Here is a 21377-nt window from a genome sequence, read left to right as displayed (position 1 = left end):
CCTACGCGCGTAGATCACCCGGCGCGCGCGGGCGCCGATACGGAACGGTGACCGCACGGAGGGGTCGCGTTCGCCGCCCCTTCTGAGAATGTTCTGTCATGGCACAGCAAGCGACGCCGGTCCGCACGGCCCGGCTGGGGAGGGCGCTCGGCGCGGAGCCGACGACGGTGAGCGGAGTGCTGCTGCTGCTCCCGAACGGCGAGGAGGCGTCCGCCCGCAGACCGTCGCCGATGCGGGCGGCCGGCTCGGTGCGCGGCCTGGGGCGCCGGCTGGCCCGCGCGGGACGGGACCAGCACCTGGCCACCCATGTCGTCCACTACCGCTACCGCGGCTGGAACGGCGACGAGGCGCATCTCGCGCACGACGCCGCCTGGGCCGCCGACGAGGCCGTACGGCGCTACGGGGACGTCCCCGTCTGTCTGGCCGGCCTCGGCATGGGCGGCAGGGCGGCCCTGCGCGCGGCCGGTCACGAGGCCGTCAACTCCGTGGTGGCGCTGGCCCCCTGGCTGCCCGAGGAGGACGGGGCGGCACCACCCGAACCGGTGAAACAGCTGGCCGGGCGGCGCGTGCTGATCGTGCACGGCACGAACGACGCGCGGACCGACCCCGAGCTGTCGTTCCGGCTGGCGGCGCGGGCGAAGAAGGCCAACCGGGAGGTGTGCCGGTTCGAAGTGCACGCCGACGGTCACGGGTTGAGCCAGTACCGGGAGGAAGTGCTGGCGCTGGCCGAGGACTTCGTCATGGGTGCGCTGTTCGGGCGGGCGTTCTCCCGTCCCGTGCAGGACGCCCTGGCGGCGCCCCCTCCCCTGGGCCTGCGGATGCCGCTGGCGGCCGGGTTCGGCACGTCGCTGCGGCGGCGGTAGGGGCGGTCGCGGTAGGGCTTCGGTTCCTCACGGGGTCCGCGGTCATGTGCACGGGTCCGCTCCCTCACGGGGGTCGCGGTCATGTGCACGGGTCCGCTCTGTCACCGGGGGTCGTGGTCTCGTGCACGGGTCCGCTCCCTCACGGGGGCCGCGGTCGCGTGCGCGGGGCTCTGCTCACCCCGGCAGCAGGCTCCCCCGCCTCGACAGCAGGAACCTCTTGAACGCCGCCACCGGTGGCGTGTCCGGGCGGCCCGCCAGCCAGGCCACGCCGATCTCGCGGGCGGCCCGGGGGGCCGTCACCGTCAGCTCCACCACTCCGGGGCGGGGGAACGGGGGCGGGGGCAGCAGGGCGACGCCCAGGCCGGCCGCGACCAGGCCGCGCAGGGTCTCGGCCTCCTCGCCCTCGAAGGCGATGCGCGGGGCGAAACCCGCCCGCGCGCACAGGTCGTCGGTGATGCGGCGCAGCCCGTAGCCGGGTTCCAGGGTCACGAACGTCTCGTCGGCGGCCTCCGCGAGACGGACCCGGCGGCGGCCCGCGAGGCGGTGGTCGGCGGGGACGGCCAGGCGCAGCTTCTGCTCGTCGAGGCGGCGGGCGACGAGGTCGGGGGCGTCCGGCACCGGCGAGGTCAGGCACAGGTCCAGCTCGCCCGCGCGCAGGCCCTCCAGCATCGCCTCGCCGTGGTTCTGGACCAGGCTGAAGCGGATGCGCGGATGGTCGGCGCGGAAGGCGTGCAGCAGCCCCGGCACGGTCTCGGCGCCCATGGTGTGCAGGAAGCCGAAGGCGACCTTGCCGGTGGCCGGGTCGGCGTCGGCGCGGACCTCCTCGGCGGCGCGTCCGATCTCGTCCAGGGCGCGGTCGACGGAGGCGAAGAAGGTACGGCCCGCGGGGGTGAGGGAGACGGTGCGGCCGTGCCGGGCGAACAGGTCGACGCCCAGGTCCTCCTCCAGGCGGACCAGCGCGCGGGAGAGGGTGGACTGCGGCACCTGCATCTCCTGGGCGGCCCGGGTGACGTGCTCGGTGCGGGCCACCCCGGCGAAGTGGGCGAGGCGCGGCGCGAGCAGCCGGGCCATCTCTTCTCTGTCTCGTGTGTCACCGGACTGTGACAGGCGACCGTCCGACCTCCGCTGATGCTCCATGGGAACGATTATGGCGATTCCATGCATTGGACGGATGAGCGGAGACCTCCGTACGTTCGAGGCATGACTCCCGCCAGTACCGGGGCGTCCGCCCGTGTGGACGCCGTCGCTCCCGTTCCCGCCGCCCAGCCGTCCGCCGAGGACACCCGGATGTCCCCGGGCGGTCCCGGTTACCGCCGGATGAGTCTCGCCCTGTTCCTCGCGGGCGTCGCGACCTTCGCGCTCCTCTACTCCACCCAGGCCCTGCTGCCGCTGGTCTCGGGCGACTTCGCGGTCAGCGCGAGCGACGCGAGCTGGACGGTGTCGGCGGCGACCGGCGGTCTGGCGCTGTTCGTGCTGCCGATGAGCGCCCTGTCCGAGCGGTTCGGGCGGCGCACGGTCATGACGGCCTCGCTGGCCGTCGCGGTGACCCTCGGGCTGCTGGTGCCGTTCGCCCCGTCGCTCGGGGCGCTGGTGGCGCTGCGGGCGCTGCAGGGCGCGGCGCTGGCCGGGCTGCCCGCCTCGGCGACGGCGTACCTCGCGGAGGAGGTGACGCCGAAGGCGCTGGTGACGGCGATCGGGCTGTTCGTGGCCGGCAACAGCGTCGGCGGGATGAGCGGCCGGGTGATCACCGGCTGGGTGGCGCAGGAGTGGGGCTGGCGCGTCGCCGTGGCGGTGATCGGGCTGGTCGCGGTGGCCTGCGCGGTGGCCTTCCGGCTGCTGCTGCCGGTGCCGCGGCACTTCACGCCGGGCTCGCTCGCGCCGCGCGTGCTGGCCGGCACGGTCCGCCGCCACCTGGCGAACCCGCTGCTGCGGCGGCTGTTCGCGATCGGCGCGCTGTTCATGACCGTGTTCGGCGGCGTGTACACGGTCATCGGGTACCGGCTGACCGAGGCGCCGTTCTCGCTGCCGCAGGGTGTCGCCGGGTCGGTGTTCCTGGTGTACCTGGTGGGCACGGTGTCGGCCTCCGCGGCCGGGCGGCTGGTGGGCCGGCTGGGCCGCCGGGGCGCCCTCTACGCGGGCGGCGGGACCACCGCGGCCGGGCTGCTGCTGTCGCTGGCCGGGTCGCTGCCGTGGGTGCTGCTGGGTCTGGTGCTGATCACGGCCGGGTTCTTCGCGGGGCACGCGGTGGCGTCGTCGGCGGTGGGCAGGACCGCGACGGAGGGCCGGGCGCAGGCGGCGGCGCTGTACCAGTCCGCGTACTACATCGGGTCGAGCGCCGGCAGCACGGTGGGGGCGCTGGCCTTCCACGCGGGCGGCTGGGCCGGGACGGTGGCGGTCGGGCTGGTCGCGGTGGCGGGCGTCGCGGCGATCACCCTCGCCGGGACCCGGGCCGCGGCCCGCACGGTGGAGGTCCGGGCCGCCTGACGGCCCGTCCGGGACGCGCACGACCGGTTCGCCCACCCCCTCTCACCTGCGGATTCGTCCACTCGGGGGGCCGTTGTCGGTGGGCTGCGGTAGCTTCCGGAGTGGTGGTGCGACGGGGCGCCACGAAAAGGCCACATGGGGTGGGTGGACGATGACGAACGGCACGGCGACGACGGACCTGGACGCCACGCTCGAGCAGTACCGGGTCGAGCTGACCGGGTACTGCTACCGGATGCTCGGCTCGTCCTTCGAGGCCGAGGACGCGGTGCAGGACACGATGATCCGTGCCTGGCGCAGCCTCGACAAGTTCGAGGGCCGTTCCAGCCTCCGCTCCTGGCTCTACCGCATCGCGACGAACGTCTGCCTGGACATGCTGTCCGCGGGCAACAAGCGCGCCCGCCCGATGGACCTCACGGAGCCGACGCCGCTCGCGCGGGCCGCCCTCTCGCCCCGCCCCGACCACACCTGGCTGGAGCCGATGCCGGACGACCGGGTGCTGCCCAAGCCCGCCGACCCCGCGGAGGCCGCGGTCGCCAAGGAGTCCGTGCGGCTCGCGTTCATGGCGGCGCTCCAGCAGCTGCCCGCCAAGCAGCGGGCGGTGCTGATCCTGCGCGAGGTGCTGGCCTGGAAGGCGAGCGAGGTCGCCGAGCTGCTCGGCACCTCGGTCGCGTCGGTCAACAGCGCCCTGCAGCGCGCCCGGGCCACGCTGGCCGAGCGCAGGCAGCCGGGCGAGGACGCGGCGGTCTCCGACCCGCTGGACGAGGACCAGAAGAAGCTGCTCGACCGCTATGTCGCCGCCTTCGAGGGGTACGACATGTCGGCGCTGACCGAGCTGCTGCACGAGGACGCCATCATGACGATGCCGCCGTTCGACCTGTGGCTGACCGGCGCCGACGACATCACGGGCTTCATCACGACGCTGGGCGCCCCGTGCGCCGGCTCCCGGCTGGTGCCGGTGCGGGTCAACGGCCTGCCGGGGTTCGCCCAGTACAAGCCCGACCCGGAGAACGGCGGCTTCGTCCCGTGGGCGGTCCAGGCGCTGGAGATCTCAGGCGGCCGGATCACCGGGTTCCACTGCTTCCTGGACACCCAGCGGTGGTTCCCGCTGTTCGGGCTGCCCCTCCGTCTCGAAGCGGAGACCGACGAGGTCGAGCAGGGCGCGTAGCGCGGGGGAAGGGTCCCGCAGCCGTATCCGGCCGCCGGCCCGGCTGGCGGTGAGCTGCAGCCGGGCCAGCAGGTTCACGGCGGCCAGACCCGGCGGTCCCAGCCCGGCCACGTCGCACACCACCACGGCGCCGCATCCCCCGCCGTCCAGCAGGGTGCGCAGCGCCTCGCACGGCCCGCTCACCTCGTCCGTGGTGAGGGGGCCGCTGAGCACGAGCACGGGCGGTGTCATGGCGTCCACGTGCGGTAGACCGGGCGGACACCGGTAACTCATCGCGTGGCGCCGAGGATCACATTGACCTGGGCGCGGCCCTCCCCAGAGGGTTGGCTGTATGCGCCACAGATCATCCCCGCCCCTGGTGTCCGGTGCCCTTCACCGCCAGGGGGAGCCGCCGTGCAGGGGGTGCTGAGCGGGTTCCTGGTGATCGCCGTCGTCATCGGCGTCGGCTACCTCATCGGCCGGCGGGGGGATCTGGGCGCCCAGGGCCGTGAGGTCCTGACCAGGCTGGCGTTCCACGTGGCGTCCCCGGCGCTGCTGTTCACGACGCTCGCCCGCGCCGACCTGTCCGTGGTGTTCTCCGGCCGCCTGCTGGTCACCGCGCTGAGCACGGCGGCCGTGGCGGGGGTCTTCGTGGCGGTGGGCGTGGCCCGCGGCTGGGGCGTGGGCCGCACCACCGTCGGTGCCCTGTGCTCCAGCTACGTCAACTCCGGCAACCTGGGCATCCCCATCGCGGTGTACGTGCTGGGGGACGCCTCGCTGGTGGCGCCGGTGCTGCTGTTCCAGCTGGTCGGGGTCACGCCGGTCGCGCTGACGATCCTGGACCTGTCGACGGCGGGCGGGAAGCTGCCGCTGTGGCGCAGGCTGCTGGCTCCGCTGCGCAACCCGATCGCGCTGGGGTCGCTGGCGGGGGTGGCGGTGTCGGCGGCGGGGGTGGAGATCCCCGGGCCGGTGTGGGACCCGGTGCAGCTGATCGGCAACATGGCCGTGCCCGCCGTGCTCCTCGCCTTCGGCATCTCGCTGCGGGGCAGCACCCTGCCGCTGCGCGGCGGCGACCGGGGGGCCGTGCTGCTGGCCGTGGGGCTGAAGGCGGTGGGCCAGCCGCTGGCCGCCTGGGCGCTGGCAGTGGGCGTGTTCGGCCTGCGCGGGGCGCACCTGCTGGACGTGGTGGTGACCTCGGCGCTACCGGCCGCCCAGAACCTCTACACCTACGCGAGCAGTTACGGCGTCGGTGAGCGCCTGGCCCGGGAGACCATCCTGATCTCGACGGCCCTCGCGGTCCCGGTCCTGGTGGTGGTGGCGGCGGTGCTGGGGTGATCAGGCCCTGGGGAACTCTGCGGTGTCGATGACCAGGTCGAAGGGGGCGGGAAGCTCGATCGGCTCGCCGAACTTCACGCTCTTCAGCGGCCGGTAGACGTCGTCCTTCGGTTCCCCGTAGAGCGTCACGGTCGGGCCCTCGGGGGCCCAGGCGTCGACCAACAGGTAGAGGGGAATGCCGGCGGCCGCGTACGCGGCGGGCTTGCTGACGCGGTCGTGGCGGGCGTTCGACTTCGAGGTGACCTCAACGACCAGCTCGGCCAGACCGGCGGGGATGTGGGTCTCGGACTCGGTGTGGTCCCGCCTGGGAGCGACTACAAGATCCGGGATGAGCATGCCCATGCGTGACGGTACGGCGATCGCCAGCGTCTGAAAGATCCCCCAGTCCGGCGGGATCACTGAGTAAAGGCGCCGCTGAATACTTTCAGCGATCAGGTTGTGGCGATACGCGGGAGCGGGTGACACGGTGACGATCCCCTCGATGATCTCCACCTTGCTGCCCTCGGGCCACTCCATCTCCTCCCAGAACCGGACGAGGTCGTCCCAGCTCTGCTCGGGGTCCTGGCTCACGGTGAGTGCGCTCACGGCGGTCTCCTATCGGTACGTCGCCGAGTACAGCATGACGAACGGGACCGGCAGGGGTCCACCGGTCCCGTTCATCCGAAAGGGGAAAGCCCTGGTCAGGCGATGCGCTCCAGGACCACCGGCGTGGCGGTGAAGTCCGCGCCGGAGCCGATGTCGAAGGAGCCCTCCAGGGACTGGAGCGCGTAGTCGAAGCGGTCCGGGGTGTCGGTGTGGAGGGTGAGGAGGGGCTGGCCCTCGGTCACGCGGTCGCCGGGCTTGGCGTGCATCTCCACGCCCGCGCCCGCCTGCACCGGGTCCTCCTTGCGGGCCCGGCCGGCGCCCAGGCGCCAGGCGGCGACGCCCACGTCGTAGGCGTCCAGGCGGGTGAGGACGCCGGAGGACGGGGCCTTGACGACGTGCTGCTCGCGCGCCACCGGGAGGTCCGCGTCCGGGTCGCCGCCCTGGGCGCTGATCATGCGGCGCCAGACGTCCATCGCGGAGCCGTCGGCGAGGGCCTTCGCCGGGTCGGCGTCACGGATGCCGGCCGCCTCCAGCATCTCCCGGGCCAGCGCGACGGTCAGCTCGACGACGTCCGCCGGGCCGCCGCCCGCGAGGACCTCGACGGACTCGCGGACCTCCAGCGCGTTGCCGGCGGTCAGGCCGAGCGGGGTGGACATGTCGGTGAGCAGGGCGACCGTCTTCACGCCGGAGTCGGTGCCGAGGCCCACCATGGTCGAGGCCAGCTCGCGGGCGTCCTCGACCGTCTTCATGAAGGCGCCGGAGCCGACCTTGACGTCCAGGACCAGCGAGCCGGTGCCCTCGGCGATCTTCTTCGACATGATCGAGGAGGCGATCAGCGGGATCGCCTCGACGGTGCCGGTGACGTCACGCAGGGCGTAGAGCTTCTTGTCGGCGGGGGCGAGACCGTCACCGGCCGCGCAGATCACCGCGCCGACGCCGTCGAGCACGGAGAGCATCTCCTCGTTGGAGAGCAGGGCGCGCCAGCCGGGGATGGACTCCAGCTTGTCCAGGGTGCCGCCGGTGTGGCCGAGGCCGCGGCCGGAGAGCTGCGGGACGGCGGCGCCGCAGGCGGCGACGAGGGGCGCCAGCGGAAGGGTGATCTTGTCGCCGACACCGCCCGTGGAGTGCTTGTCGGCGGTGGGGCGGGACAGGGACGAGAAGTCCATGCGCTCGCCGGAGGCGATCATCGCGGCGGTCCAGCGGGCGATCTCGCGCCGGTCCATGCCGTTGAGCAGGATCGCCATGGCGAGGGCCGACATCTGCTCGTCGGCCACCTCCCCGCGGGTGTACGCGTCGATGACCCAGTCGATCTGTTCGTCGGTGAGTTCGCCGCGGTCCCGCTTGGTGCGGATGACGGAGATGGCGTCCATGGCCATGGCTGGCGTTCCTTCCGGGGTGCGAAGAGCACGGCCCCTCCGTTCGACGCCGCCCGGTGTGCCGGGCGCCGCCCGGAGGGGCCGCACGGGAATTACTTGGTGAGGTGCTGGGGGCCGAAGGCCTGGGGCAGCATCTCCGACAGGGGCAGGATGCCCGCGGGCGTCTCCAGCAGCAGTCCGGGTCCGCCGAACTCGTACAGCAGCTGCCGGCAGCGGCCGCACGGGACGAGGACCTCGCCGCCGCCGTCCACGCACGTGAAGTGCGTGAGCCGGCCGCCCCCGGTGCGCTGCAGCTCCGAGACCAGCCCGCACTCGGCGCACAGTCCGATGCCGTACGAGGCGTTCTCGACGTTGCAGCCGGTGACCGTGCGTCCGTCGTCGACGCGGGCCGCGGCGCCGACCGGGTACCCCGAGTAGGGGGCGTAGGCGTGGGACATGGCGTCCCGCGCCGCCGCGCGCAGCGTCTCCCAGTCGGCGTCGTCGGCCCCGGTCACTTGCCCTGTCCCTTCCGGTACGGCATGCCGTCCGCCTTCGGCATGCGCAGCCGTTGGGCGGAGAGGGCGAGGACGACCAGGGTGATGACGTACGGCGTGGCGGCGACGACCTGGCTCGGGACCTCGTTGGTGCCGGCGTACCAGGCGAAGACGAGGGCGCCGACGATCAGGGTGATCACCGCGTTGACGTACTTCTTGCGGATGGCCAGCCAGATGGCGCCGATCACCAGGAGCAGCGCGCCGAGCAGCAGCAGGGCGTGCACGTTGGTGGAGCCGCCGCGCAGGTTGAGGCTGTCGGTGTAGCCGAACAGGCCGGCGCCGATGGCGAGGCCGCCCGGCATCCAGTTGCCGAAGATCATCGCGGCGAGGCCGATGTAGCCGCGTCCGCTGGTCTGGCCCTCCAGGTAGAAGGGGTTGGCCACGATGGACAGGAAGACACCGCCGAGGCCGGCCAGTCCACCGGAGATGATCACGGCGAGGTACTTGTACTTGTAGACGTTGACGCCGAGGGACTCGGCGGCCACCGGGTTCTCGCCGCAGGAGCGCAGCCGCAGGCCGAACGCGGTGCGCCAGAGGATCCACCAGGTGGCGGGGACGAGCGCGACGGCGATCAGGGTCAGCCAGGAGACGTTGGTGACCAGGCCGCCGAGCAGGCCGGCGATGTCGGAGAGGAAGAACCAGCCCTTGGCGTTGAGGTCGGTCAGCCAGTCGGACAGTCCTGGCACGGTGAAGTGGCCGAGGGACTCGACCGCCGGGGACTGCTTGGCGGAGCCGCCCTGGTGGCCCTCGAAGGCGAGCGGGGCCAGGTAGCGGGTGGCGCCGAGGGCGAGGATGTTGATCGCCACACCGGAGACGATGTGGTTGACGTTGAAGGTGACGGTCACGATGGCGTGCAGCAGGCCGCCGAGGCAGCCGCCGATGATGCCGACGAGGACGCCGGTCCACGGACCCCACTGGAATCCGGCCCAGGCGCCGAACCAGGTGCCCAGGATCAGCATGCCTTCGAGGCCGATGTTCACCACGCCCGCGCGCTCGGCCCACAGGCCGCCGAGGCCGGCGAGGCCGATGGGCACGGCGAGCTGGAGCGCGGTGGACATCTGGCTGACGTTGGTGATGCCGTCGGCGCCGGTGATCAGGCGCACGATCGAGGTCAGGGCCAGGGCTCCGGCGATGACCAGCATCAGGACGGGCAGCGACATGCGGCGGCCGGTCTGCGGTGCGTGCTCCAGCGACGGCTGGTTGACGTCGGTCGCTGTGGTCGGAGCGGTCATCGGCCGGCCACCTCCTTCGTGGTGTTGTTGTCGGCGCCCAGGACGTGTCCCGCGGCGAGTTCGGCGCCGACCCGGCGCTGCTGGCGGCGCAGGCCCCACTCACGGACGGCCTCGTAGGAGACGACCACCGACAGGACGATCAGGCCCTGCATGATGACGGCGATCTCCTTGTCGTAGCCGTGGAAGTCCAGCTCGGGCGAGGCCTTGTCGAGCCAGGCCCACAGCAGGGCGGCGAAGACGATGCCGACCGGGCTGTTGCGGCCGAGCAGGGCGATGCCGATGCCGAGGAAACCGATGCCGGTGGGGAAGTTGAGGTTGTAGGTGTGCGAGTCGCCGAGCAGGATCGGCAGGCCCGCGAGACCGGCGATGGCGCCGGAGAGCAGCATGGCGGTGAGGACCATGCGCTTGGGGTCGACGCCGCTGGCGGCCGCCGCGGAGCTGGAGGAGCCGGAGGCGCGCAGGTCGAATCCGAAGCGGGTGCGGTTGAGGACGACCCAGTAGCCGATGCCGAGGAGGACGGCCAGGATCACCAGGCCGTAGATCTCGCCGGACTCGCCGAGGTCGATGCCCGGGATCCAGCCGGACTCGTGCATCTCGCCGGTGGTGCTGTTGTTGCCGATCTTGACGCCGAAGACGTCGGGCTTCCACATGTAGACGATCAGCGAGGTGGCGATCGCGTTGAGCATGATCGTGGCGACGACCTCGCTGACGCCGCGGGTGACCTTGAGGACGCCGGCGATGCCGGCCCAGAAGGCGCCGGTGCACACGGCGGTCAGCAGCAGCAGCGGCACCTGGAGGAACGCCGGCAGGTTGGCGTGCGCGCCGACGATGGCGGCCATCATCGCGCCGAGCTGGTACTGGCCGTCGACGCCGATGTTGAACAGGTTCATGCGGAAGCCGATGGCCACCGCGAGGGCCGCGATGTAGTACATCGAGGCCTGGTTGATGATCAGGACCTGGACGTCCGAGAACCCGGCCTGTTCGAACATGAGGGCGAACGGCTCGACGGGGTTCTTGCCGGAGGCGATCAGCACGATCGCGCTCAGCACGAAGGCCACGGCGAGCGCGATGACCGGTCCGGCCACCGCGAGGAGCACGCGCTCCTTGTCGAACTTCTTCATCAGCGGGCCTCGTCTTCCGGAGACTCGGCGGACTTGGACAGGTCGGCCTGGGTCTCGGGGGTCTCTTCGTGTTCGAGGTGGCCCTCGGCGGCGCCGGTCATGGCGGTGCCGAGTTCCTCCGGGGTGATGGTGGCCGGGTCGGCGTCGGCGACCAGCTTGCCGTCGTAGATCACGCGGAGGGTGTCGGACAGGCCGATCAGCTCGTCCAGGTCGGCGGAGATCAGCAGCACGGCCAGACCCTCGCGGCGGGCCTCGCGGATGTGGTCCCAGATGGCGGCCTGCGCGCCGACGTCCACACCGCGGGTGGGGTGGGCGGCGATCAGGAAGCGCGGCTTGTGGCTCATCTCGCGGCCGACGATCAGCTTCTGCTGGTTGCCGCCGGACAGGGAGGCCGCGGTGACGTCGATGCCGGGCGTGCGGACGTCGTACTCCGTCACGATCCGGCGGGTGTCCTCCTGGGCCGCCTTCGGGTCCAGCCAGACGCCCTTGGCGTTGGGCTTCTCGGTGACGTGGCCGAGGATGCGGTTCTCCCAGAGGGGGGCCTCCAGGAGCAGGCCGTGGCGGTGACGGTCCTCGGGGATGTAGCCGATGCCCTGCTCGCGGCGCTTGCGGGTGGGCCAGGCGGTGATCTCCTCGTCGGCCAGCCGGATGACGCCGGAGTCCCCCTGGCGCAGGCCGATCAGGGCGTCGACCAGTTCGGTCTGGCCGTTGCCCTCCACGCCGGCGATGCCCAGGACCTCGCCCTCGTGGATGGTGAAGGTGATGTCGTCCAGCAGCGGCTTGCCGCCGGGGGCGACCATGCGCAGCTTGTCGACGACGATCACGGGCCGGTCGGTGACCGTGGACTCGGCCGTCTCCGGCGTCGGCAGCTCACTGCCGACCATCAGCTCGGCGAGCTGGCGCGGGGTGGTCTCGGAGGGCACGGCGGTGCCGACCGTGGTGCCGCGGCGGATGACGGTGATGTCGTCGGCGACGGAGAGGACCTCGCCCAGCTTGTGGGAGATGAAGATGACGGACAGGCCCTCGGCCTTGAGCTCGCGCAGGTTGTCGAAGAGCGCGTCGACCTCCTGCGGGACGAGGACCGCGGTGGGCTCGTCGAGGATGAGGGTGGTGGCGCCGCGGTAGAGGACCTTGAGGATCTCCACGCGCTGGCGGGCGGCGACGCCGAGCTCCTCGACCAGGACGTCGGGGCGGACCTCCAGGCCGTAGCGCTCGCCGAGCTCCTTGATGCGGCGTCGGGCCTTGCCGCCGATGCCGTGGAGCTTCTCGCTGCCGAGGACGACGTTCTCGAGGACGGTGAGGTTGTCGGCCAGCATGAAGTGCTGGTGCACCATGCCGATGCCGCGGGCGATGGCGTCGGCGGGCGAGGAGAAGCTGACCTGTTCGCCGTGGACCGTGATGGTGCCCTCGTCCGGCTTCTGCATGCCGTAGAGGATCTTCATCAGGGTCGACTTGCCGGCGCCGTTCTCGCCGACGAGGGCGTGGACGGTGCCCTTGCGGACGGTCAGGTGGATGTCGTGGTTGGCGACGACACCGGGGAAGCGCTTGGTGATCCCGGCGAGCTCCACGGCGGTCACCGTTTTGTTGACCGCCGCTCCGGCCGGAGGGCTGCTGGACGCGTTGATGACGCACTCTCCTGGGGACGGGGGCCGTCTACGCGCGTAGCGCCCCTACGGCATACAAAGGGGTGGCACACCTGACCGACGGGGTGCGAGGAGCCCGGCTCCTCGCACCCCGTCGAGCGGTCGCGACCCCGCGTGGTTCAGGGTGTGACTCAGCTCGACTTGACCTTGATCTCGCCGCTGATGATCTTCTCCTTGGCCGTCTCGATGGCTTTCTGGAGCTCGGCGTCGTCCGCGAACTTCGGGTTGGAGTTCGACAGGCTCACCTCACCCGTCTTGAGATCGCCCTTGACGATACCGGTCGCGGGCTTGCCGTCCTCGACCGACTTCGCCAGGTTGTACACCGCCTTGGCGACGTCCTTCATCGCCGAGGTGAGGATCGAGTCCTTGTACTTGGCGAGGGCTTCCTGCTTGTACTGGTCGGAGTCGACACCGATCGCCCACACCTTGTTGGCGGCGGCGGCCTCGATGACACCCTGACCGGACAGACCGGCGGCCGCGTAGACGACGTCGGCCTTCTTCTCGATCTGGCCCTCGGCGGCGCTCTTGCCCTTGTCGGGGCTGGAGAAGCCGCCCTCCTCCGCGGTCTGCGTGAGGAACTGGGAGATGACCTTGACCTTGGGGTCGGTGTCCTTGACGCCCTGCTCGAAGCCGGCGCGGAACTTGTGGATCAGCGGGATGTCCACACCGCCCACGAAGCCGACGACGTCCGTCTTGGTGGTCTTGGCGGCGGCGACACCGGCCAGGTAGGAGGCCTGCTCCTCGGAGAACACCAGGTCGGCGACGTTCTTCGACTCGACGGTGGCGTCGTCGACGATGCCGAAGGTGGTGTCGGGGAACTTCTCCGCGGCGCCCTTGACGGCGGACGCGTAGGCGTAGCCGACGCCGACGATCGGGTTGTAGCCCTGCTTCGCCAGCGAGACCAGGCGCTGCTCCTTGTCGGCGTCCGTCTCACCGTCGGTGGGCTCGACGTCGGCCGTCTCGTAGCCGAACTCCGACTTGGCCTTCTCCAGGCCGGCGAAGGCGGCGTCGTTGAAGGACTGGTCGCCCTTGCCGCCGACGTCGTAGGCGATGGCGAGGCCCTTGTCACCCTTCGACTCCGAGGAGCCCGAGGAGGTCGAGGTGCCGCCGCAGGCGGAGAGGGCGAGGGCCAGGGAGGCGGTCGCTGCGCCTGCGACCGTGATCCGGGAAATCCGGCGCATGTGTGGTGCTCCTAGTCTTACAAGCGCCGGGGAACGGTACGGGGTACGGCGCTGGCTTCGCCGCAGATTAACGCGCGTAGACCTGCCTGAAAACCCCTTCTGTCCACCTTGTTATGCGCCCGTGAGCAACCCGGTTCCGCCGACCGGGACGGGGCGTCGCTGTGCGCAGACGCGGGGTGGCTTTGGGTGAGCGCGCGGCCCCTCCCGGACGCCCCCGGAACGGCTCGGCAGCCTCCGGTGGCGACACGGCGAAGCGGGCGGGCGCCCGGGGCGCCCGCCCGCTTCGTACGGGAGGTCCGTGCCGGGAGGGACCCGGCACGGGGGGTCACTCGGTGTTGACCTTGATCGTGCCGTCGGTGATGCCCTTCTTGGCCTCGTCCACGGCCTCCTTCAGGCCCGGGATCTCGGCCATCCTGGGGTTGCTGTCGGACAGGCCGACGCCGTTCACCTTGAGGTCGAAGACCTGGGTGCCGGTGAGCGGCTTGCCGTCGTGCACGGACTTGGACAGCGTGTAGACCGCGCCGCCGACGTCCTTCAGGGCGGAGGTGAGGATGAAGTCCTTGTAGCCGGCGAGGGCTTCCTGGTTGTACTGGTCGGAGTCGACACCGATCGCCCAGACCTTGGCCTTGGCCGCGGCCTCGATGACGCCCTGCCCGGACAGACCCGCCGCCTGGTAGATGACGTCGGCGCCCTTCTCGATCTGGCCCTCGGCGGCGGCCTTGCCCTTGTCGGGGCTGGAGAAGCCGCCCTCCTCCGCGGTCTGCGTCAGGTACTGCGAGACGACCTTGACCTTGGAGTTGGTCGCCTTCACGCCCTGCTCGTAGCCGGCCTGGAACTTGTGGATCAGCGGGATGTCCACACCGCCCACGAAGCCCACGGTGTTGCTCTTGGTCGCCTTGGCGGCGGCCACACCGGCGAGGTAGGAGGCCTGCTCCTCGGCGAAGACCAGGGAGGCGACGTTGTCGCCCTCGACGACGGAGTCGACGATGCCGAAGGTGGTGTCGGGGTACTTGGCGGCGACGGCCTCCATGGCGGGGCCGTAGGCGAAGCCGACGCCGATGACCGGGTTGTAGCCCTGGCGGGCCAGCGAGGCCAGGCGCTGCTCCTTGTCCGCGTCGGTCTCGCCCTCGGTGGGCTCGACGTCGGCGGTCTTGAAGCCGAATTCCTTCTTGGCCTTCTCCAGGCCCGCGAAGGCGGCGTCGTTGAAGGACTGGTCGCCCTTGCCGCCGATGTCGTAGGCGATGGCGAGACCGAGGTCGTCCTTGGAGGAGCCCCCGCTGTCACCGTTGTCACTGCTGGTTCCACCGCAGGCGGTGGCGGCGAGCGCGAGCGAAGCGACCCCCACCGCTACGCGGGTCAGTTTGGATATCCGACGCATCTGAAGTTCCCCATTCTCCAAAGCCCCGCAGCGGGTGCTCGGTTCGGCGCACATTAACGCGCGTAGACACTCCTGGGAACGGGGTCGTGCGGGGCCGTTACCCATTCGTGCCGATGGCCGGTTACGCCCGTGTGAACCAGGGGGTCGCAGGGGAGCGAAACGGGCATACGCGTGTGCACGGGGCCCACGCTGCACCCCGCCGGACCACGCCGCAACCTGGGTGCGCGGGGCAGGTGACACAGGTGAGGGCGGCCGCGTCCACCGGGGACTCGGCCGCCCTCACCGCGCGTACGCCTTACCGCAGGGCGTCCAGGAAGGCCGCGGCGGTGAAGAGCTCCACGCCCACCGTGATCGCGTGCTCGTCCACGTCGAAGTCGCCCTGGTGCAGGTCGCGCACGGTGCGCTCGCCGGGGGTGCGGACGCCGAGGCGGGCCATGGCGCCGGGGACGCGCTCCAGGTACCAGGAAAAGTCCTCGCCGCCCAGGCTCTGTTCGGTGCCCTCGACGGACTCCACCCCGCGTCGCGCGATCATCGCGTCGCGCAGCAGCTCGGTGGCCCCGGCCTCGTTGACGACGGGCGGGACGCCGCGCACATAGGTGATCTCCGACTTGGCGCGGTGCAGGTTGGCCACCTCGTCGATGGCCGCGACCACCAGGTCGGGTGCCTGCCGCCAGGTCTCCAGGTCCAGGCAGCGCACGGTGCCGGAGAGCTCCGCGTGCTGCGGGATGACGTTGGGCGCGTGGCCGGACTCGACCCGCCCCCAGGTGACGGCGAGCCCGCTGCGGCTGTCGACCCGGCGGCCGACCAGCGCGGGCACGTCGGTGACGACGCGGGCGGCGGCGGTGACCAGGTCGGTGGTCAGGTGCGGGCGGGCGGTGTGCCCGCCGGGGCCGTCGAGGGCGATCTCCAGCCGGTCGCAGGCGGAGGTGATGGAGCCCTGGCGCAGCCCGATCCTCCCCGCGTCGACCCGGGGGTCGCAGTGCACGGCGAGGATGCGGCCGACGCCCTCCAGCGCGCCGTCGGCGATGGCGTCGACGGCGCCGCCGGGCAGCACCTCCTCGGCGGGCTGGAAGATCAGCCGGACCGGGCGGGGCAGCAGGCCCTGGCGGTGCAGTTCGGCCAGCACCAGGCCGGTGCCGAGGACCACGGTGGTGTGCACGTCGTGACCACAGGCGTGGGCGCGGTCGGGGACGGTGGACCGGTAGGCGCAGCCGGTCTTCATGTCGGGGATGGGCAGGGCGTCGATGTCGGCGCGCAGGGCGAGCATCGCCGAGTCGGTGCCGGCCTCGTCGTCGGTACCGATGTCACAGACCAGGCCGGTCCCGCCGGAGAGCACCCGGGGGCGCAGTCCCGCCCGCTGGAGGCGTTCCTTGATCGCGGCGGTCGTACGGAACTCCTGGTTGCCCAGCTCCGGGTGCATGTGGAGGTCTCGCCGGAACGCCACGAGTTCGGCGCGCAGGGCCTCGGGCAGCGCGCCGGGGAGCACCGCTCCCCCGGGGAGATCGATCTCGGACTCCAGTGACATCAGTGGCTTCACCCTTTGAAGAGTAGGGCGCCGGAGCCGTCCACTGACCCCTGATCAAGAAAAATCAGCCCGTTGGAGGGAGAAAATCCGGCCGCCCTACGCATAGCCGTTCAGCGAGATGGGTACACTCACCGCCCTTTTGGGAGGGTAGGAGCTCTCGGCCTGCCGGGCCATGAGGTCGGTCACAGCCGCGGCGCCGGCGTCGGCACCTTTCGTTCTTCCACGGTTACCACGCTCGGCCCAACCCACGCTGAGCGGTTCATCTGGCGGACACCCGGGCGCCGTCCGGGTGTGTCCGCGCGGTTCAGCTCGTGCGGAGGCGCGCCGCCGCCGGGCCTGCGGGGCGGGGTGCCGGGACGGAGCGCAGCCGGTGGACGTCCTTCGCGGTGCTCGTGACGTCGGCGAGGAAGCCTCGGGCGCGCGGGGAGGCGTGCGGGGTGAGCCAGGCGGTGTCGATGTCGCACACCGCCACCTCCACGCCGGTCCCGGCCAGCGCGAGGGGCAGGGTGTGGACGACCGTGGAGGGGAAGCTGACGACCGTACGGCCCACGGGGCCTCGCCGGGCGACCAGTTCCAGGGGCAGCTCGGGGCGGACGATCTCCAGGCCGGTGTCCACCGCCAGCCGGTGCAGCTTCTCGGTGGTCTCGCGGCGGTGCGCGAAGTAGCGCCGGGCGCCGTGCGTCCGGGCCAGGGAGCGGACGGCGGCCACGTAGGCGTCGGCGTCCACCACCCCGGTCTCCACCAGGGAGGTGCCCACCAGGTCGGCGCCCCGGGTGACGCGCGGCGGTCCGAAACGGTCCCGGGTCCAGGCGAAGGTGTGGGTGCGGACGGTGACGCCGGGCGGGACGTCCGCCATCGGCATGGAGGTGAAGACCTCCACCGTGCGCCCCGCGCCGGGGGTGAGCCGGCGCCGGGCGGCGGCGGACACGGGGGCGAGGACCAGGTCACGGGGGCCGGGGCGGCCGCCCTTGCGGTGCCAGCGCACCAGGCGCTCGCCCCGGGCCAGCTGGCCGGCGAACTCCATGGTGGCCGTGCCGTCGTCGACGACCACCGTCTCGGGGGCGCGGGTGATGGTCAGCAGGAGCTGCACGTACCGGGAGAACGGGTCGCCGAGGACGACCCGCTCCGCCCGGCGCAGCGGCACGGCCAGTCCGCCGATGGTGCGCAGCGGGGCGCCCGCTCCCCCGCGCGCCTCCTCCCAGCGGACCTCGTGGCCCTCCTCGCGGGCCAGCTCCGCCATCCGGCGCAGCTGGCCGCGGGTCATCGGGTCGACCGGGGACAGCACCACGAGGTCGAGTCCCGCGCCGGACGCGTGCGCGTGCGCCCACTCCAGCACGTTGAGCAACTGCACCGGGCTCTCCACGAAGGCGAGGGTGCGGGGGCCGGTCCGGCCGGCGCGGGGGCTCATCGACGTACGACCGTCCCGTCGTAGGGGTGGGTGGGGGAGGGTCAGACGGCCACGGGCTCGCCGGCGGCCGTGGCGATCTCCGCCTCGGCGACGGCACCGGCCACGCGGCGCAGCTTCTTCATCGGGCCGAGCTCGGACTCGTAGACCTTCTTCACGCCGTCGCCGAGGGACGCCTCGATGGTGCGGATGTCGCGCACCAGGCGGGCCAGGCCCTGCGGTTCGACGGAGGCGGCCTGGTCGGAGCCCCACATGGCGCGGTCGAGGGTGATGTGCCGCTCGACGAAGACGGCGCCGAGGGCGACGGCCGCGAGGGTGGTCTGCAGGCCCGTCTCGTGGCCGGAGTAGCCGATCGGGACGTTCGGGTACTCCTGCTGCAGGGTGTTGATGACGCGGAGGTTGAGCTCCTCGGCCTGCGCCGGGTACGTCGACGTGGCGTGGCACATGAGGATGTTGTCGCTGCCCAGGACCTCGACCGCGTGACGGATCTGCTTCGGGGTGGACATGCCGGTGGAGAGGATGACCGTGCGGCCGGTGGCGCGCAGTTCGCGCAGCAGCTCGTCGTCGGTGAGGGAGGCGGAGGCCACCTTGTGGGCGGGCACGTCGAACTTCTCCAGGAAGGCGACGGCCTCGGTGTCCCACGGGGAGGCGAACCAGTCGATGCCCTTCTTCCTGCAGTAGGCATCGATCTGGCGGTACTCGTCCTCGCCGAACTCCACGCGGTGGCGGTAGTCGATGTACGTCATCCGGCCCCAGGGGGTGTCCCGTTCGATGTCCCACTGGTCGCGCGGGGTGCAGATCTCCGGGGTGCGCTTCTGGAACTTGACGGCGTCGCAGCCGGCCTCGGCGGCGGCGTCGATCAGCTTGAACGCGTTCTCGATGTCGCCGTTGTGGTTGATGCCGATCTCACCGGTGACGTAGACGGGACGGCCGGGGCCGGCCTCGCGCGAACCGAGGGTGCGGATGCGGGAGTTGGTGCTCATGACCAGGGTTTCCTTACTGGGGGAGGGAATCGAGGGAGGGGCCGAGGAGCCAGCCGGCGATCTCCCGGACAGCGCCGTCACCGCCGGGGAGGGTGGTGACCGCGCGGGCGGCGCCGCGTACGGCGTCGTGGGCGCTCGCGACCGCCACGGGCCAGCCGACGAGGGCGAAGCACGGGAGGTCGTTGACGTCGTTGCCGACGTAGAGCACGCGCTCGGGCGCGATGCCCTGTTCCTCGCACCACTGCTTGAGGGCGAGGTCCTTGCGGTCGATGCCGTGCAGCACGGGGAGTTTCAGCTTCCGCGCGCGGGCGGCGACGACCGGGTTCTGCTCGGTGGACAGGATCAGCAGCTTCAGGCCGCTGCGGCGCAGGGCGGCGACGCCGAGGCCGTCGCCGCGGTGCACGGAGACGAACTCCCGTCCGTCCGCGTCGATCAGCACCCGGTCGTCGGTCTGGGTGCCGTCGAAGTCGAGGACGACCGCGTCGATGTCGGCGGCGGCCGGCAGCCCGGTCCGGCCCGTGTCGAGGAGGGGGGCGAGGGCGCGGGCCCGGGCGAGGTCGTGCGGGTCGTCGATCTCCAGGACGCGGGCCGGATCGGTGCGGACCAGTTCGGTGCGGCCGAAGAAGCGGTGGCCGTGCGTGCGGAAGCCCGCGGCGTCCATGGCGTAGGCGGCGCCGGTCTCCAGGAAGTCCTGGGGGCGGTCCTGGCGGCGGGGGCGGACGGCCTTGTCGTGGTTGACGCCGTGGCCCTGGCCTTCCCCGGCCGTCCCGGCACCGGTGTCGCGCCACACGAAGCCGTGGAACGGGGCGACCGTCACCGCCGTGTCGGCGCCGCCGTGGGCGACCGCGGCGGCCACCCCGTCGACGTCCTCGCGGGTGAGGAAGGGGCTGGTGCACTGCACGAGCAGGACGACGTCGGTCCGGGCGCCGTGCAGGGCCTCGTGGGCGTCCAGGGCGTGCAGCACGGCCGCCTCGGAGGTGGCGGTGTCCCCGGCGAGGTCGGCGGGCCGCAGCACGACCTCGGCACCCGCCTGCCGCGCGGCCTGCGCGACGGCCGGGTCGTCGGTGGAGACGACCACGTCCGTGACGTGGCGGGCGGCGCGGCACTCGCGCACGGCGCGGGCCACCAGGGGCACGCCGCCGACGGGGGCGAGGTTCTTCGCGGGCACTCCCTTGGAGCCGCCGCGGGCGGGTATCACGGCGAGCACCCGGCGTACGGCCGGAGAGTCGGGCATGGGGTCAGCTCCTCGATGAAGGGCGGGCGCGGTCACAGCTCGCCCATGCGGCGGATCACGGGGGCCACGCGCTGCACGCCGTGGCGGTAGGCGCCCCGTGCCGTGCGGCGCACGATCCGGCGGACCGGACCGGGCTCCCGGCCGGCGGCGGGCGCGCCGGGCAGCGGCGTCCCGTCGGGGGCCAGGTGGTGGCGGGCGAGGACGCCGGGCAGATAGCCGGGCGCAGTGACGGGTGTGTAGTACGGGGCGAGCGGCGGGAGTCCGCCGGGCGCGTCGAGCAGGCCGGCGATGCGGGCGCGGGCGGCGTCGAAGGCGGTCGCGTACGAACCGTCGGCCGCGACGCCCTGCCGGGTCAGCCAGCGCGGGTCGGGCACCGGGCGGTGTCCGGCGTCGAGCTGGTCCCAGGAGGCGAGGCAGCCGGAGCCCGTGAAGTGGTGGTTCCCGAGCGCCTCGCGGACACCGAGGTCGGTGAGGACGGCGGTCGGGACGCGCCGGTGCAGCGCCTCCAGGGCGGCCGTCGAGCTGACGGTGACGAGGAGGTCGGTGCGGTCCAGGACCTCGCCCATGTGCCCGTACACCAGGCGGAGGTTGGCGGGCAGGTCGAGGCCTCGGGCCAGTTTCTGGTAGGGCAGCTCCTCGATGTGCGTGGTGTGTTCGCCGGGCCGGGAGCGCAGCTTCAGCAGCACCTCGCGCTCCGGGTGGAGGCGGGCGTGCCGGACCAGGCGGTCCAGCAGGTACGTACGGTCCGTACGGGTCTCCGGCACGGACGGCTGGGCGGCGAAGACGACCGTGCGGGGCTCGTGCCCGCCGGTGTGGGGCTCGCCCCCGAGGAACGGCAGCGCGACCTCCGTGACCGCGCCGGCGTCGGCGCCCACCCCCTCGTACACGGCGCGGAAACGCTCCGCGTCCTGGCGGGAGTTGGCCAGCACCAGGTCGGCTCCGTGCCGCAGCAGCAGGCCGTCGGTGAGCTTCTCGTAGACGACGCCGACGTAACCGGTGACCACCACGGGCCGGTCGGGCCGGTCCTCCCACACGCGTCCCAGCCCGTGCAGCATCGCCTGCACGCCGCCGCCGACCAGCGCGAGCACGAGCACGTCGTACGGCTCCTCGCGCATCGCACGCAGGAAACCGGCCGCGGTGACCTCCCGCAGGGAGTCCGCGCGGACGCCTACCTCCCCGAGCTGGCGGGGGGTGGGGGTGGCGCGGCCCCGCAGCAGATATCCGTCCAGGCGGATGTCGCGCGGCGCGACGCGTTTCGCGGTGAGCGTGCCCCATTTCCACCGGGTGTCGGAATCCGCGAGGACCGCCACCCTGAGGGGCTTCTTTGCACTGGCTGGCACACCGAAGACGTTAGG

General features: G+C 72.3%; 19 protein-coding genes. 4 read left to right on the top strand and 15 right to left on the bottom strand.

What is annotated here, in order from left to right:
- Positions 1-98 precede the first annotated feature (98 nt).
- Positions 99-863, top strand: a complete 765-nt coding sequence (locus ACIF8S_RS10515; RefSeq protein ID WP_399998610.1) for an alpha/beta hydrolase — start codon at positions 99-101, stop codon at positions 861-863.
- Positions 864-1037: 174 nt separating this feature from the next.
- Here ACIF8S_RS10515 and ACIF8S_RS10510 read toward each other — a convergent pair whose 3' ends face one another.
- Positions 1038-2000: a LysR family transcriptional regulator gene (locus tag ACIF8S_RS10510; protein WP_399998608.1), complete on the bottom strand. Its 963-nt coding sequence runs from the start codon at positions 1998-2000 to the stop codon at positions 1038-1040.
- A 63-nt stretch (positions 2001-2063) separates the two neighbouring features.
- Here ACIF8S_RS10510 and ACIF8S_RS10505 point away from each other — a divergent pair, with 63 nt between their 5' ends.
- Positions 2064-3347, top strand: coding sequence for an MFS transporter (locus tag ACIF8S_RS10505; protein WP_399998607.1), 1284 nt, complete (start codon positions 2064-2066; stop codon positions 3345-3347).
- 151 nt (positions 3348-3498) lie between these two features.
- Positions 3499-4512: a sigma-70 family RNA polymerase sigma factor gene (locus ACIF8S_RS10500; RefSeq protein ID WP_399998606.1), complete on the top strand. Its 1014-nt coding sequence runs from the start codon at positions 3499-3501 to the stop codon at positions 4510-4512.
- Here the strand turns inward: ACIF8S_RS10500 and ACIF8S_RS10495 are convergent.
- The gene (locus ACIF8S_RS10495) at positions 4396-4743 is read right to left on the bottom strand and encodes an STAS domain-containing protein (RefSeq protein ID WP_399998605.1); all 348 of its coding nucleotides are present in this window, start codon (positions 4741-4743) and stop codon (positions 4396-4398) included. The genes ACIF8S_RS10500 and ACIF8S_RS10495 overlap by 117 nt on opposite strands.
- 162 nt (positions 4744-4905) lie before the next feature.
- On the opposite strand from ACIF8S_RS10495, the gene ACIF8S_RS10490 reads away from it, so the two are divergent.
- Entirely contained in the window at positions 4906-5826 is a 921-nt protein-coding gene (locus ACIF8S_RS10490) for an AEC family transporter (protein WP_399998604.1), read from the top strand.
- Here the strand turns inward: ACIF8S_RS10490 and ACIF8S_RS10485 are convergent, their stop codons facing one another.
- The 13 genes from ACIF8S_RS10485 to ACIF8S_RS10425 all read right to left on the bottom strand — a co-directional run bounded on the left by ACIF8S_RS10485 (position 5827) and on the right by ACIF8S_RS10425 (position 21362).
- The gene (locus tag ACIF8S_RS10485; protein WP_399998602.1) at positions 5827-6411 is read right to left on the bottom strand and encodes a Uma2 family endonuclease; all 585 of its coding nucleotides are present in this window, start codon (positions 6409-6411) and stop codon (positions 5827-5829) included.
- A gap of 95 nt (positions 6412-6506) precedes the next feature.
- Entirely contained in the window at positions 6507-7781 is a 1275-nt protein-coding gene (locus ACIF8S_RS10480) for a thymidine phosphorylase (protein ID WP_399999010.1), read from the bottom strand.
- A 98-nt stretch (positions 7782-7879) separates the two neighbouring features.
- Positions 7880-8281 carry a cytidine deaminase gene (locus ACIF8S_RS10475; RefSeq protein ID WP_399998601.1) on the bottom strand — a complete coding sequence of 134 codons (402 nt, stop codon included), beginning with the start codon at positions 8279-8281 and terminating at the stop codon, positions 7880-7882.
- Complete coding sequence (locus ACIF8S_RS10470) at positions 8278-9552, bottom strand: ABC transporter permease (protein ID WP_399998599.1); 1275 nt, start codon at positions 9550-9552, stop codon at positions 8278-8280. Before ACIF8S_RS10470 ends, ACIF8S_RS10475 begins: the two co-directional genes overlap by 4 nt.
- Positions 9549-10673, bottom strand: a complete 1125-nt coding sequence (locus ACIF8S_RS10465) for an ABC transporter permease (protein ID WP_399998598.1) — start codon at positions 10671-10673, stop codon at positions 9549-9551. The genes ACIF8S_RS10470 and ACIF8S_RS10465 overlap by 4 nt, the downstream gene beginning before the upstream one ends.
- Complete coding sequence (locus tag ACIF8S_RS10460; RefSeq protein ID WP_349797882.1) at positions 10673-12250, bottom strand: ABC transporter ATP-binding protein; 1578 nt, start codon at positions 12248-12250, stop codon at positions 10673-10675. The genes ACIF8S_RS10465 and ACIF8S_RS10460 overlap by 1 nt, the downstream gene beginning before the upstream one ends.
- A 197-nt stretch (positions 12251-12447) precedes the next feature.
- Positions 12448-13497, bottom strand: a complete 1050-nt coding sequence (locus ACIF8S_RS10455; protein WP_349797880.1) for a BMP family ABC transporter substrate-binding protein — start codon at positions 13495-13497, stop codon at positions 12448-12450.
- A 325-nt stretch (positions 13498-13822) separates the two neighbouring features.
- A complete protein-coding gene (locus ACIF8S_RS10450) occupies positions 13823-14875 on the bottom strand; it encodes a BMP family protein (RefSeq protein ID WP_399998596.1) in 1053 nt (350 codons plus the stop codon).
- Positions 14876-15170: 295 nt separating this feature from the next.
- Positions 15171-16400, bottom strand: a complete 1230-nt coding sequence (locus tag ACIF8S_RS10445) for a M20 family metallopeptidase (RefSeq protein ID WP_399999009.1) — start codon at positions 16398-16400, stop codon at positions 15171-15173.
- Between the two features lie 304 nt (positions 16401-16704).
- The gene (locus ACIF8S_RS10440) at positions 16705-17808 is read right to left on the bottom strand and encodes a hypothetical protein (protein ID WP_399998594.1); all 1104 of its coding nucleotides are present in this window, start codon (positions 17806-17808) and stop codon (positions 16705-16707) included.
- 41 nt (positions 17809-17849) lie between these two features.
- Positions 17850-18788: an N-acetylneuraminate synthase family protein gene (locus ACIF8S_RS10435; RefSeq protein ID WP_399998593.1), complete on the bottom strand. Its 939-nt coding sequence runs from the start codon at positions 18786-18788 to the stop codon at positions 17850-17852.
- Positions 18789-18801: 13 nt separating this feature from the next.
- Positions 18802-20022: a cytidylyltransferase domain-containing protein gene (locus tag ACIF8S_RS10430; protein ID WP_399998592.1), complete on the bottom strand. Its 1221-nt coding sequence runs from the start codon at positions 20020-20022 to the stop codon at positions 18802-18804.
- 32 nt (positions 20023-20054) lie between these two features.
- Positions 20055-21362 carry a DUF6716 putative glycosyltransferase gene (locus ACIF8S_RS10425; RefSeq protein ID WP_399998591.1) on the bottom strand — a complete coding sequence of 436 codons (1308 nt, stop codon included), beginning with the start codon at positions 21360-21362 and terminating at the stop codon, positions 20055-20057.
- Positions 21363-21377: the final 15 nt, after the last annotated feature.

It is taken from the genome of Streptomyces sp. NPDC085937 (genome assembly GCF_044540535.1).
Classification (GTDB): Bacteria; Actinomycetota; Actinomycetes; order Streptomycetales; family Streptomycetaceae; genus Streptomyces.
The sequence above is the reverse complement of the archived record's forward strand: the minus strand, read 5'-3'. Positions and strand labels throughout refer to the sequence as shown.